10 protein-coding genes are annotated in these 13,504 nt (G+C 68.4%); 7 read left to right on the top strand and 3 right to left on the bottom strand.

Going from position 1 to position 13,504, the window contains the following annotated elements; translation table 11 throughout:
• Positions 1 to 146: 146 nt before the first annotated feature.
• Together ppk1 and R2J76_RS19130 are read left to right on the top strand one after the other, a co-directional pair.
• Positions 147 to 2,279 carry a polyphosphate kinase 1 gene (gene ppk1 / locus R2J76_RS19135; protein WP_316413259.1) on the top strand — a complete coding sequence of 711 codons (2,133 nt, stop codon included), beginning with the start codon at positions 147 to 149 and terminating at the stop codon, positions 2,277 to 2,279.
• Positions 2,280 to 2,330: 51 nt separating this feature from the next.
• Positions 2,331 to 3,359 (top strand): Mrp/NBP35 family ATP-binding protein, encoded by a 1,029-nt coding sequence (locus R2J76_RS19130; RefSeq protein WP_316413258.1) that lies wholly within the window; start codon positions 2,331 to 2,333, stop codon positions 3,357 to 3,359.
• Positions 3,360 to 3,631: 272 nt separating this feature from the next.
• On the opposite strand, the gene R2J76_RS19125 is transcribed toward R2J76_RS19130, so the two are convergent.
• Both R2J76_RS19125 and R2J76_RS19120 read right to left on the bottom strand, forming a co-directional pair.
• A complete protein-coding gene (locus R2J76_RS19125; protein WP_316413257.1) occupies positions 3,632 to 4,852 on the bottom strand; it encodes a response regulator in 1,221 nt (406 codons plus the stop codon).
• A 41-nt stretch (positions 4,853 to 4,893) separates the two neighbouring features.
• Positions 4,894 to 5,856 carry a glycosyltransferase gene (locus R2J76_RS19120; RefSeq protein WP_316413256.1) on the bottom strand — a complete coding sequence of 321 codons (963 nt, stop codon included), beginning with the start codon at positions 5,854 to 5,856 and terminating at the stop codon, positions 4,894 to 4,896.
• 58 nt (positions 5,857 to 5,914) lie between these two features.
• Here R2J76_RS19120 and R2J76_RS19115 point away from each other — a divergent pair, with 58 nt between their 5' ends.
• The 5 genes from R2J76_RS19115 to R2J76_RS19095 are packed head-to-tail and all read left to right on the top strand — an operon-like array spanning position 5,915 to position 11,248.
• Positions 5,915 to 6,634 (top strand): response regulator transcription factor, encoded by a 720-nt coding sequence (locus tag R2J76_RS19115; RefSeq protein ID WP_316413255.1) that lies wholly within the window; start codon positions 5,915 to 5,917, stop codon positions 6,632 to 6,634.
• 21 nt (positions 6,635 to 6,655) lie between these two features.
• Complete coding sequence (locus R2J76_RS19110; RefSeq protein WP_316413254.1) at positions 6,656 to 7,288, top strand: CAP domain-containing protein; 633 nt, start codon at positions 6,656 to 6,658, stop codon at positions 7,286 to 7,288.
• 12 nt (positions 7,289 to 7,300) lie between these two features.
• A complete protein-coding gene (locus tag R2J76_RS19105; RefSeq protein WP_316413253.1) occupies positions 7,301 to 9,277 on the top strand; it encodes a PAS domain-containing sensor histidine kinase in 1,977 nt (658 codons plus the stop codon).
• A 4-nt stretch (positions 9,278 to 9,281) separates the two neighbouring features.
• Entirely contained in the window at positions 9,282 to 9,713 is a 432-nt protein-coding gene (locus R2J76_RS19100; RefSeq protein ID WP_316413252.1) for a response regulator, read from the top strand.
• Positions 9,710 to 11,248: a hybrid sensor histidine kinase/response regulator gene (locus tag R2J76_RS19095; RefSeq protein ID WP_316413251.1), complete on the top strand. Its 1,539-nt coding sequence runs from the start codon at positions 9,710 to 9,712 to the stop codon at positions 11,246 to 11,248. Before R2J76_RS19100 ends, R2J76_RS19095 begins: the two co-directional genes overlap by 4 nt.
• A 325-nt stretch (positions 11,249 to 11,573) precedes the next feature.
• Here R2J76_RS19095 and htpG read toward each other — a convergent pair whose 3' ends face one another.
• Positions 11,574 to 13,442 (bottom strand): molecular chaperone HtpG, encoded by a 1,869-nt coding sequence (gene htpG, locus R2J76_RS19090; protein WP_316413250.1) that lies wholly within the window; start codon positions 13,440 to 13,442, stop codon positions 11,574 to 11,576.
• Positions 13,443 to 13,504: the final 62 nt, after the last annotated feature.

Raw genomic sequence — 13,504 nt, 5'->3', positions numbered from 1 at the left:
GGCGGGGTCCGACGGGACCCCGGTTTGGGACGAAGGGTCAGATTACCCTGGATCGGGCCTCGGAGCCATCGATAACTGCCGTCCGGTCCCGGCCGTTCCATGCAATTTACAAGCCTCCGGGTTGGAGACCGGGCATAATTCGACCCATGAGCCGCCATGCCCCCCGACCGGAAAACATCCTCAACCGGGAGTTGAGCTGGCTGGCCTTCAATGAAAGAGTCCTGGAAGAGGCGGAGGATCCGACGGTTCCCCTCCTGGAAAGGGTGAAGTTCCTGGCCATCACCTCCAGCAACTGGGACGAATTCTTCATGGTGCGGGTGGCGGGCATCTGGCGGCAGATCGACGCCGGCATCACCCAGCCCGGGGCCGACGGGCGCACCCCCCGGCAGATGCTGGAGGAGGTCTCCCGCCGCATCCACGACCTGGCCCACCGGCAGCACGAGCTCTTCCAGTACGTCATCAAGCCCCAGATGGTGCGGGAGGGCCTCTTCATCCTCCAGGCCGAGGACCTGGACGCCGAGCAGCTCCGCTTCGTTCGGGAGTACTTCGAGAACAACCTCCTGCCCCTGATCACGCCCCTGGCCGTGGACACCGGGCACCCCTTCCCGCGCCTGGGCAACCGCGCCCTGGTGCTCATGGCCGAACTGGAGGCCGAGGCCTCCCCGGAGGAGGCCTTCCCCGTCTCCGAACTGGCCGTCATCCCCATCCCCACGCCGGTTTCGGCCCGGTTCCTGCGGGTGCCCTCGGCCCCGGGGACCCACGCCTTCCTCATGCTCGAGGACGTGGTGCGCATGCACATCGCCCAGATCTTCCACGGATACGCCATCCGCAACTGCCACGCGCTGCGGGTGACCCGGGATTCCGACCTGCCGGTGGAGGAGGACCCCAACGAGGACCTGATGAAGGCGGTGGAGGAGCACCTCCGGAGCCGGCGGCGCGGGGCGGTGGTGCGCCTCCAGTACGAGCAGGACCTGAGCCCGACCCTGCTGGCGATGCTCATCGACGAGCTGGAGCTCAGCCCCGAGGACCTCTACCCCAGCGAAGGCTTCGCGGCCTTCTCCGACCTGATGCAGCTCTACGCCCAGCTGGACCTGCCCCACCTCAAGGACGCGCCCATGCCGCCCCTGCCGGTGCCGCAGCTGGAGACGGCCCAGAGCGTCTTCGACGCCATCGGCCGGCACGACATCCTCCTCATGCACCCCTACCAGAGCTTCGACGACAGCGTGGTGCGCTTCGTGCGCGAGGCGGCGGACGATCCCAAGGTCCTGGCCATCAAGATGACCCTCTACCGCATCAGCACCACCAGCCCCATCGCCGCGGCCCTGGAGCGCGCCGCGGAGCGGGGCAAGCAGGTGGCGGCCATCGTGGAGCTGCGGGCCCGCTTCGACGAGGAGGGCAACATCGCCTGGGCCCGGCGCCTGGAGAAGGCGGGGGTCCATGTGGTGTACGGCATGATCGCCTACAAGACCCACGGCAAGGCCTGCCTCGTCATCCGGCAGGAACCCGAAGGCATCCGCCGGTACTGCCACCTCTCCACGGGGAACTACAACGAGCGCACCTCCCGCCTCTACAGCGACATCGGCCTGTTCACGGCCAGGAGGGAATTCGGCGAGGACCTTTCCAACCTCTTCAACGTGCTCACGGGCTACACGCGCCCGCCGGCGCTCCACAAGCTCATCATGGCGCCCCAGTACTTCCGGAACGCCCTCTATGCCCGCATCGACCGGGAACGGGACCATGCCCGCGCCGGCCATCCCGCGCGGATGGTCCTGAAGATGAACGCCCTGGTGGATCCCCCCATGATCCAGCGCCTCTACGAGGCCAGCCAGGACGGGGTTCAGATCGACCTCCTGGTGCGGGGGACGTGCTGCCTGCGGCCCGGCGTGCCCGGGCTCTCCGACAACATCCGGGCGGTCTCCATCATCGACCGGTTCCTGGAGCACGCGCGGGTGTACCACTTCCACAACAACGGGGAGCCGGAGACCCTCCTGGCCTCCGGGGACCTGATGCAGCGCAACCTGGACAACCGGGTGGAGGTGGCCTTCCCCCTGGTGGACCCCCTCGTTGCCGCACAGGTGGTGGAAATGCTCGAGTTGCAGATCCACGACACCGTCAAGGGCCGGGTGCTGAGCCAGGACGGCAGCGTGGCCCGCCGGGGCCTGGACCCCTCCTGGCCCCCCCTGCGGAGCCAGCACCGCAGCTACGAGCACGGCCTCCTCACCAGCGGCATCAAGGCCCTGACCCGCAAGCTGCCGGATCTGGGGGACTCCGATATCTGAACGCTGGGCCTGGGGCGCCCTTCGTGGCAGTCTATAAGGCTGGAGACCGCCATGGGAACGAGAATCAGTCGCGCCGCCATCTATGATGTCCTGAACGCCTACCAGATCCCCGGGGCCAACGCCAACCTGGTGGCCCTGAAGGCCGTCAAGGCCATCGACGTGGAGGACGCCGAGGTCATCCTGCGCCTCCAGCTCCTGGACGCCTACCAGGACCGGGAGCAGGTGGTGCGCCAGGCCCTGGGCGGCGCCGTGGGCGCCATCGACGGCGTGGAGAAGGTGACCATCGCCATCGAATGGGAGCGCACCGCCCAGGCCGAGTTCAAGAACCTGCTGCCCACCGTCAAGAAGTGCTACGTGATCGCCTCGGGCAAGGGCGGGGTGGGCAAGAGCACCGTCGCCTCCAACCTGGCCGTGGCCATGGCCGCGCTGGGTTACAAGGTGGGGCTCCTGGACGCCGACATCCACGGCCCCAGCATGGGCATGATGTTCGGCATCAAGGAGGGCCCCGAGGCCACCCCCGAGGGCAAGATCATCCCCGTGGAGAAGTTCGGCCTCAAGCTCATGTCCATCGCCTTCCTCATCGACGAGGACCGGCCCGTCATCTGGCGCGGCCCCATGCTCAACAAGGCCCTCACCCAGTTCCTGGGCGACGTGCTCTGGGGCGACCTGGACTTCCTCTTCATCGACCTGCCCCCCGGCACCGGCGACACCCAGATCTCGCTCATCCAGAACGCCAAGGTGGACGGCGCCGTCATCGTCAGCACCCCGCAGGACGTGGCCTTCCTGGACGCGCGCAAGGCCATCGGGCTCTTCCAGACCGTCAAGGTCCCCGTCACCGGCGTGGTGGAGAACATGTCCAGCTTCGTCTGCCCCACCTGCCACACGGAGACCCAGATCTTCGGCCACGGCGGCGTGAAGGCCGCCGCCCAGCGCCTGGGCCTGCCCTTCCTGGGGGAGGTGCCCATCGACCTGGCCATCCGCATCGGCGGCGACTCGGGGGTGCCCCTGGTGGCGGCCCACCCGGACAGCCCCCAGACCAAGGCCTTCATGGGAATGGCCCGGGAGCTGGCGAAGGCCTAGCCCAACGTTCCGACCCACCCAGTCTCTTCAAAGCGAAAACGTCGCGAGGATTTTCGGTCGGCAACTCGTCAGGAATCACCTGTCCAGTTCGAAAACGCCCATCATCCCATTCATCCTGTTCATCCGATTTCATCCCTGTTCCCGCAGGGCCAGCGATGAGGTGGGGTGGCGCCCAGTTGATCTGCATGCGCCGACCCGTCCCTGCCCTGGCCCTGCGGGAACAGGGATGAATCGGATGCAAAGGATAAAGGGGATGAACGTGCCTCCATGGGCTAGAAGAGATCCCTCATCCCGGACGGATCCGGTTCCAGGGCGGCGCTCAGCTTCGGGACCAGGTCCCGTAGGCCCTGGGCGCGCAGGTAGGCCTCGTCCAGCGTGGCGGTGGAGAAGAGTTCGTGTTCGGGGTCCCCGGCGTGGAGGCTGTCGGCGATGTGCACGCCCAGGGCCGGGGTGAAGCCGGGGGTGTCCTGGTGGGCGGGCTGGTGGTGCCAGGCGGCGGCCTGGATCACGGCATGGGGGAGGCCCCACAGGCCCAGGAGGTAGGCCCCCACCTCGCCGTGGGTGGCGCCCAGCACGTGGAATTCGGCGGTCTCCAGGTCCGCCCCGCCCGGGCGGGCCAGGTCGAGGACCCGGGCGTACTCGTCGGGGAACCGGGAGGCCAGCACCAGGATGCCGATGTCGTGGAGAAGGCCGGCGGTGAAGTGGTCCGCGGAGGCGGACCGGCCCAGGCCCCGCATCTCGGCGATCTGCTGGGTGGCCGAGGCCACCGCGAGGCTGTGGCGCCACAGGTGGGCCAGGCTGAACTGGGAGAAGCGGAAGGCTCCCGCCTGGCTGAAGAGCCCATGGGCCAGCACCAGGGAGCGGAGCAGGTCGATGCCCAGGATGGAGATGGCCTCCGCCGGGGCGGACACCGTCTGGCGCGGGCTGAAGAAGGCGGAATTGGACAGCTTGAGGACCATGGCCGTCATGGCCATGTCCTTGCCGATGGCGGCGGCCAGGTCCTCCAGGGTGGCCCGCTCCGAGCCCATGAGGCCGGTGATCTCCTGGAACAGCGCGGGCACGCTGGGCAGCCGCCCGATGCGGGCCACCAGTTCCTTCGCATGGTCATTGCGCACCCGGGAGCCCAGGTGGAAGGCGCGCAGCAGGGCGGACTTCAGGAAGGCCGGGTCGCAGGGCTTGCCCAGGAACTGGTGGGCCCGGTCCACCACCTCCACGGCCTGATGGCGGTCGTCCCGGCCGGAAAGCACGAAGCGCAGGGTTCCGGGGTGGCGCGCCATGACCTTCTCCAGGAGCTGGGCCCCGTTCATGCCGGGCATCCCCAGGTCGGCCACCACCGCGTGGAACGGGGATTTCCCCAGGGCCTGCAGGGCGGCCTCGCCGCTGCCCACGAAGGTCATGGCCCAGGTTTCGGACATGTCCGCCATCGCCTCCCGGAGGCGGCCCAGGAGGATGGGGTCGTCCTCCACGAAGAGGATGCGCTTGCGTCTGCCCATGCCATCCTCCCCGGAGGAATCCAGGTGGGCGGCCCGGCGGCTCAGGACTTGCCGGGTTCGCTGCGGTGGTGCTTCTTGACGACGTAGCGGGGGCGGTCCCGCACTTCCTGGTAGATCCGCCCAATGTACTCCCCCAGGAGGCCGAAGGCGAGGAACTGGGCTCCCACGAAGAAGAAGAGCACGGCGAACAGGGTGAAGACCCCGCCCACCGACCCTTCCGGGTGCAGGAACCGGTAGGCCATGAGGAAGACGCCGAAGCCGATGCCCAGGAGGGAGATGATCACCCCCAGGACGCTGAGCATCTGGAGGGGCAGGAGGGAGAAGCTGGTGAGCAGGTCGAACTGGAGGTTGATGAGCTTCCAGAGGCCGTACTTCGAGTCGCCCGCGGCGCGTTCCGCGTGCCCCACGGGCACTTCGGCGATGCGCTTGGCGAAGCTGTTGGCCAGGGCGGGGATGAAGCTGGAGCGTTCCTTGCACAGCAGCATGGCGTCAACGACCTCCCGGCGGTAGGCCCGGAGCATGCATCCGTAGTCGTGGAGCCGCACGCCGGTGGTCCTGCGGGTGACGGCGTTGACGATTTTGCTGGGCATGGTGCGGAAGAAGCTGTCGTTGTGGGTGCGGCCCTGGCGCCAGCCGCCCACCACGTCGAAGCCCTCCTCGATCTTGGCCACCAGCTTGGGGATCTCCTCGGGCGGGTTCTGGAGGTCGGCGTCCATGGTCACCACCACCTCCCCCCGCACGACGGCGAAGGCCCCGAAGATGGCGGAGTGCTGGCCGTAGTTCCGGTTGAACTCCACCACCGTCACCCGCGGCTCCTCCGCCGCGATGGCCAGGAGCATGTCCAGGGAGCGGTCCCGGCTGCCGTCGTCGGTGAAGACGACCTCCCAGGTTTTTTCCTGTCCCGGCCAGTTCTCCTTCAGCACCTTGGACAGCCTCGCCCAAAGGTTGGTAATATTTGCTTCTTCGTTATAGATGGGAATTACGATACTGAGATAGGAAACCATCCGGGACTCCGATGGGACCATTCTACCCTCAACACCCGGGGACCTGCAGGAGCCCTCCATGAACGAACCGAAGATACTGCTGGTGGAAGACGAGCTCAGCCTCGCCGAGGGGATCAAGCTCAACCTCGAACTGGAGGGACTTCCCTGCACCTGGGTCACCCGCGGAGACGACGCCCTGAAGCGGATCCTGGCCGGGCAGTACGAGCTGGTGATCCTGGACGTGATGCTGCCGGGCATGGACGGCTTCACGGTCTGCCAGAAGGTTCGCGAAGCCAAGAACTACACGCCCATCCTCTTCCTCACCGCCAAGAACACAGAGGACGACCGGGTGCGGGGCTTCGAGACCGGGGGCGACGACTACCTGGGCAAGCCCTTCCAGGTGACCGAACTGCTCCTCCGGATCCGGGCCATCCTCCGTCGGGAGGACTGGTACCGCAACCGCAGCCTCGGGGGCCGCCAGCGCTTCGGGGAGTTCTGGGTGGACTTCGAGAACTTCTGCGGGGAAGGCCCGCAGGGGCCCTTTGTGCTGGGCGTGAAGGAGTGCATGATCCTCAAGCTCCTCATGGAGCAGTCCGGCCAGGTGGTGAGCCGCACCGACATCCTGGACAAGGTCTGGGGGGAGGAGACCTACCCCACCACGCGCACGGTTGACAATTTCATCGTCCGCATCCGCCGCGCCATGGAGCGGGATCCCCACGCCCCGCGATGGGTCCACACCGTGCGCAGCGTCGGATATCTCTTCGACCCGGAAGGCACGCCGAGGCGGGGAGAGGAGTAGAATCCCCCCACGGGGGTGCCCATGTTCCGTTCCCTGGCGGCGGCGATGCTGTCGGCCCTGTGCCTCTGGGGCCAGGCCGCTCCGCGATCCACCCCCGACGAGATCGCCGTCGTGCGGGAGATCAACAAGATCCGCCGCTTCCCCCGGGAGTATGCCAAGTACCTGCGGGCCCTCGGGCTGCGCTTCGAGGGCACCCTCTGGCGCCTCGCCGACCACGTGCCGATCCGCACCCAGGAGGGGCGGGCCGCGGTGATCGAGGCCGCCGAGTTCCTGGAGCGGGTGGAGCCGGTGACGGCCCTCATCGCCTACGACGAGAACCTCCACCTCGCCGCCCGGGACCACGTGGCGGACCAGGGCCCCACGGGGGAGACGGGCCACATCGGCACCGACGGCTCCAGGCCCTCCCAGCGCATGCGGCGGCACGGCGAGCCCGGGTCCCTCACCGGGGAGGTGATCAACTACGGACTGGAGACCCCCCGGATGACCGTGATCCAGCTGGTCATCGACGACGGCGTGAAGGACCGGGGCCACCGGCACAACCTGTTCAACCCCGCGTTCCGGGCCGCCGGGGCCGCCATCGGGGACCACAAGGCCTACGGCACCATGGTGGTGGTGGACCTGGCCGACACCTTCACGCCCAAAGAGAAGCCGTGAGGGATGGGTAGCGTGCCCACGGGAATCCCCCAGGCCCTCCTCGCGCTTCTCGCCGGTGTGGTGGCCGGCGCGGTCCTGGCGGTCCTCGTGATGCGCCGGCGGACCCCGGCGGCCGCCGCGGGCCTGCCGGAGGCCCTGGACCGCTGCGCCATGGGGGCGATCCTCATCCGGGACCGGAGGGCGGTGTGGGCCAACGCGCGGTGCGCGGGGATCCTGGGGGTGGATGCCGGGGCCATCGCGGGGGTGGAGACCCGGGCCTGGCACCGCGACGAGGCGGCCTACGTGGATTTCGGCGCGGTGGTCGAGGGGCTCGCGGAACCGGGAGCCTCCTTCCGGGGCGACGTGCGCCTCCGCAAGGTGGACGGAAGTCCCTTCTGGGCCCACCTGGTGGGGGGACCGCTGGTGCCGGGCCGGCCTGGGCAGGGCGTGCTCTGGCTGGTGGAGGACGTGACGGAGCGCGTGGAGGCCCAGTTCGACCTCTCAGAAGTCCTGTCCCTGAACCAGAAGCTCATCGCGGCCTCCCCCACGGGCATCATGCTGTACCGGGCCGCGGACGGGGCCTGCGTCCTGGTCAACGAGGCCGCCGCCCGGATCCTCAGCGGCAGCCAGGAGGAGATCCTCCGGCAGAATTTCCGCCGCCTGGAATCCTGGAGGGAGACGGGCCTGAGGGAGGCCGCGGAGCGGGCCCTGGCCTCGGGCGCCGAGGAGACCCTGGAGGTCCACTTCACCTCCAGCTTCGGCAAGGAGGTGTGGGTGGTGGCCCACCTGGTGCCCTTCACGAGCCGGGGCGAGCGGCTCCTCCTGCTCCTGGGCGATGACGTGTCCGCGAAGGTGGAGGCCGCCCGGGCCCTGCGCGCCAGCGAAGAGAAGTACCGGGTGGTGGTGGAGACCCTCAACGAGGGCCTCGCCCTGGTGGATTCCTCCGGCGCCCTCACCTTCTGCAACCAGCGCCTGGCGGAGATGGGGGGCTACGAGCCCGCGGAGATGCTGGGCAGGCCGTACTCGGCCTTCGTTCCGGAGGCGGGGCTCGCCTTCCTGGTGGAAAAGAACCTCCTTGCCCAGCCGTCGGCGTCGGAGACCTTCGAAATGGGCCTGCGGCGCCGGGACGGATCGCTCCTGGAAGCCCGCGTCTCCCTGGCCTCGGTCCACGATGCCCAGGGGGCCGTCACGGCCCTGGCCATCCTGGTGACCGACATCTCGGCCCGGAAACGGGTCGAACGGGAACGGGAGCGCCTCCTGGCCGAACTGGAGCAGAAGAACAAGGAACTGGAGACCCTGCTGTACGTGGCGTCCCACGATCTGAGGAGCCCCCTCGTGAACGTCCAGGGCTTCAGCCAGAGGCTGGGCAAGTCCCTGGACGAGGTGCGCAGGGCCCTGGAGGGGGCCGCCACCCTGGAGGGTTTCTCCACCGCGGCCAGGCCCCACCTCCAGGAGCGCATGCCTTCCTCCCTGGAATTCATCCGGGCCTCGGGCATCCGCATGGATGCCATCATCAACGGCCTGCTCACGCTCTCGAGGGCCGGGCGCATGGTGCTGCGCACCGGGCCCCTGGACATGAACGCGGTCCTGGCCTCCTGCGCGAAGACCCTGGCCTACCAGTTCCAGAGCGTGGACGGCACCCTGGAGGTGGAGGACCTCCCGCCCTGCAGGGCCGACCCGGTCCAGGCCACCCAGATCATCGCCAACCTCCTGGACAACGCCGTCAAGTACCGCCATGCGGACCGCCCCCTGCGGGTGCGCGTTTCCGGCGAGGCCCGGGGGGACGTCAGCGTCTACTGCGTGGAGGACAACGGCGTGGGGATCTCCCCCGAGCACCAGGCCCGCATCTGGGAGATCTTCCAGCGCCTGGACCCCCAGGGCCCCGTCCTGGGCGAGGGCCTGGGCCTGACCCTGGTCCGGCGCATGGCCGAACGCAACGGGGGCCGGGTGCGGGTGGAATCCGCGCCCGGCCTCGGCTCCCGCTTCCTCCTCGAACTTCCCAACGGGTGAGGCCATGCCCCATGTACTGCCCTTCGAGAACGTGACCATCCTCATCGCCGAGGACGACGAGGGCCATGCCGTCCTGATCCGGGAGCACCTCCAGGAGGCCGGCGTGACCGGCCCGATCCTGCGGTTCCGGGACGGGCAGGAGGTGCTGGACCATTTCAAGGGCCCCGGGCGGGAGGGGCGCAGCCTCCTGCTCCTGGACATCAACATGCCGCGGGTGGGGGGTGTGGAGGTCCTGCGCCGCCTCAAGGCCGACCCGGGCACCCGCCGGACCCCGGTCATCATGCTCACCACCACCGACGACCCCCGGGAGGTGGCGGTCTGCTATGATGCCGGGTGCAATTTGTACATCACCAAGCCCAGGAATTTCGAGGACTTCTCCACGGCCCTCACCCTCCTGGGGCGGTTCCTCCCGGTTATCCAGGTGGCGGACCCATGACCGAACCCATCCTCATCCTGCTGGTGGAGGACGACCAGGGCCTCACGGAACTGGTGAGGGAGGAGATCGCCCAGCGGGGATGGGGCTTCCTCCACGCCGGCACGGGGCAGGCCGCCCTGGAGCTGCTGGCCTCCCGGCGCCCCGATCTCGTGCTCCTGGATTTCTCGCTGCCCGACATGACGGCGGTGGAGATCCTGGACCGGGCCGACATGCCGCCCTTCATCGTCACCACCGGCAGCGGCGACGAGCGGATCGCCGTGGAGATGATGAAGAAGGGCGCCCTGGACTACCTGGTGAAGGACGCCCACTACCTGGGCGCCCTTCCCGGGGCGGTGGAAAGGTCCCTCCATGCCGTGGGGATCGAGCGCCAGCTCCGGGAGGCCCGGGAGCAGCTCAAGGCCAGCGACGCGCTCCTGCGCAATGCCCAGAAGATGGAAAGCCTGGGCCGCATGGCCGGGGGCATCGCCCACGACTTCAACAACCTCTTCCAGGCCATCCAGGGCAACCTGGAGGTGGCCATCCTGGAGGGAACCGCCCCCGGGGCGGCCCGCGCCTCGGTGACCCGGGCCCTCAAGGTGCTGGCCAGGGCCTCGGAGCTCGCCCACCGCATGCTGGACGTCTCGGGCAAGGGCTTCCGCCGCTCCGAGAATCTCGATCTCAACCGCCTGGTCCAGGATTGCCTCGCGGCCCGCGGCGCCGCCGGCGTCAGCTTCGTTCCGGGCAGCGGCCTGCCCCCGGTGGACGGGGACTCCGGGCAGCTCGCCGAGGTCCTGGACGGCCTCGTTTCCAACGCGCGGGAGGCCCTGGGGGAGGCGGGGGGGACCATCCGCATCGCCACCCGGATCCAGGATCTCCTGGAAGGCGACCCCGGCTCCGGCCACTGGATCCATCCGCCCCCCGGCGCGGGACCCCTGGTATGCCTGTCCGTGGAGGACCCCGGCGCCGGCATGACCCAGGAGGTCCTGGACCGGGCCTTCGATCCCTTCTTCTCCACCTACCGCCCCGGCCGGGGCCTGGGCCTCCCCACCGCCCTGGGCATCCTCAAGGGCCATGGCGCGGGCCTCTGGGTGCGCTCAGTCCCCGGCGAGGGCACCACCCTCCGGCTCTTCTTCCCCCCCGTGGAGGATCCCACCCCGGAACCGGCCCCCCCCGCGCCCCCGAGCGGCAAGGCGGCCCTTCTCCTGGTGGATGATGACGAGGACCTGCAGGAAACGCTGGGCGATTTCCTGCGCGATAACCTCGGCTACCGGGTCATCCAGGCCCGGGACGGCCTGGAGGCCGTGGAGGCCTACCGAAGGGAGCGCGGCATCCTCGGCCTCATCCTCATGGATGCCACCATGCCGCGCATGGCCGGCCCCGAGGCCTTCCGGATCATCCGGGAAATGGACCCCGGAGCCCGGGCCATCCTCTGCTCCGGGTTCTCCGAGGAGGCCGGCGCGCGAGTGGCGCGGGACGGCGGGTTCCTGGGCTTCCTGAAAAAGCCTTTTGGATTGAAGGCATTGGAGGAAACCATCGCCAGGGCGCTGGGATCCTGAGGAGGCACGCCGAAGGTCCGGATCACGGGCCGGTTTCGAAGACGCCATTGGTAGCCCCCTCTTCCATCCCCTTCATCCTGTGCATCCAATTCATCCCTGTTACAGCAGGGCCAGCGATGTGATGGGGCGGCGCATTGTTGATCTGCATGCGCCGACCCATCCCTGCTTTGGCCCTGCGGGGACAGGGATGAATCGGATGAAAGGGATGAAGGGGATCAGCGCCCGAACTCAGCCCATTCCCGGCCGAGGAGCCGGGCTGTAGGTTTCATGGACAAGCAATTTATTGCCTTCGGTAGTGATGGCCGAGGTGGGTCGGAACCTTGGCCTAGGATCGTAGCGCGTCCTTCAGGAGGAGGTCGTTCAGGCGCTTCACGAAGCCCGTGGGGTCCGCCAGGCGGGAGCCTTCGGCCAGGAGGGCCTGGTCGTGGAGGAGGCGGCCGTAGGCCTCGATGCGGGGGTCGGTCATGTCCTTGGCGTGGATCTCCAGGAGGCCCTTGACCACCGGGTGGTCGGGGTTCAGCTCCAGGACGCGCTCCCGGGGGCCGGCGCCCTGGCCCAGCTTCTGGAGCAGGCGCTCCATGTGGGGATCCATGGCGTCCTCGTCCGAGGTGAGGCAGGAGGCGCTCTCCTTGAGGCGCCGGGTGAGCCGGACGTCCTTCAGGCCCCCGATGAGGCCCTTGAGGAGGCCCAGCAGGGGCTTGTAGGCCTCCGCGGCCTCCTCCTCCTTCTTCTTCTCCTCGGGATCCAGTTCCGGCTGGTGGCGGTCCGCGGCCTTGAAGGCCCGGCCCTTGTAGTCGGGGAGCGTGGGGAACACGAAGGCGTCGATGGGGTCGGTGAGCAGCAGCACGTCCCAGCCGCGGTGGCGGAAGGCCTCCAGGGCCGGCACGTGCTCCAGCACCGCGCGGTCCTCGCCGGTGAGGAAGTAGATGTCCTGCTGGCCCTCGGGCATGGCCTCCACGTACTGGGCGAGGGTGGTGGTCCGGCCCGCCTCCGTCTTCAGGCTGCCCACCAGGAGCAGGTCGCAGATCTGTTCGCGGTTGGCGAAGTCCCGGGCCAGGCCCTCCTTGAGGAAGGGGCCCAGCTCCTTGAAGACGCCCTCGTAGGTCTCGGGCTCGCTGGCGCGCAGGTCGTTGAGGGCCTGGAAGACGTTCTTCACCAGGCTCTTCTGGATCTTCTCCAGGAGGGGGTTGTGCTGGAGGAGCTCGCGGCTGACGTTCAGCGGCAGGTCGGAGCAGTCCACCACCCCCTTAACGAACCGCAGGTAGGGCGGCAGCAGGGCCTCGCAGTGGTCCATGATCTGAACGCGGTTGATGTAGAGGCGCGGGCCCACCTTGGGCTCGGCGAACTGCAGGTCCCAGGACTTGCGCTTGGGGATGTACAGCAGGGCCTTGAATTCCAGCGTTCCTTCGGCCGCGTAGTGGATCACCTTGGCCGGGGCGTCGTAGTCGTCGGAGATCTGCTTGTAGAAGGCCTCGTGCTCCTCGGGGGTCACGTCCACCTTGCTGCGCAGCCAGAGCGCCTTGCGGGAATTGAGGGTCTCCTCCTCGGTCTTGCCTTCGCCCTTGTCCGCGTCGATGACCACCGGGTGCTCGATGAAGTCGGAGAACTGCTTGACGATGGACCGCAGGCGGTACTCCGCCAGGAACTCCTTCTCCTCCTCCTTGAGGTGGAGCACCACGTCGGTGCCGCGCCCGGCCCGTTCCGCGGGGTCCACGGTGAATTCCCCGAGGCCGTCGGATTCCCACTTCATCGCGCCCTGCGCTCCGGCGGGGCGGGAGATCACGGTCACCTTGTCGGCCACCATGAAGGCGGAATAGAACCCCACCCCGAACTGCCCGATGAGCCCCGGCTTGGCAGCGGCATCGGCCTGCTTGAGGCTCTCCAGGAAGGCCTTGGTGCCGGACTTCGCGATGGTGCCCAGGTTCTCCACCAGGGCGTCGTGGTCCATGCCGATGCCGTTGTCCGACACGGTGAGGGTGCGGGCCTCCTTGTCCACCACGAGGCGGATCTTCCAGTCCCGGTCGCCCTCCAGCAGGGGATCGTTCTGCAGCGAATTGAAGCGGATCTTGTCGATGGCGTCGCTGGCGTTGCTGATGAGCTCCCGGAGGAAGATCTCCTTGTGGGAGTAGAGGCTGTGGGTGATCAGGTTGAGGATCTGCTGGAGTTCACTCTTGAAGACGTGCTTTTCGGACATGCGGGGCGCTCCCTGGTGAAAATTTCTTTTTACCAGAGTCCGGGCAAATCTACGAGGGGCCC

This window comes from Mesoterricola silvestris (assembly GCF_030295405.1).
Lineage (GTDB): Bacteria > Acidobacteriota > Holophagae > Holophagales > Holophagaceae > Mesoterricola > Mesoterricola silvestris.
Note: the sequence above shows the minus strand (reverse complement) of the source record. Positions and strands in the feature narration are given on the sequence as shown.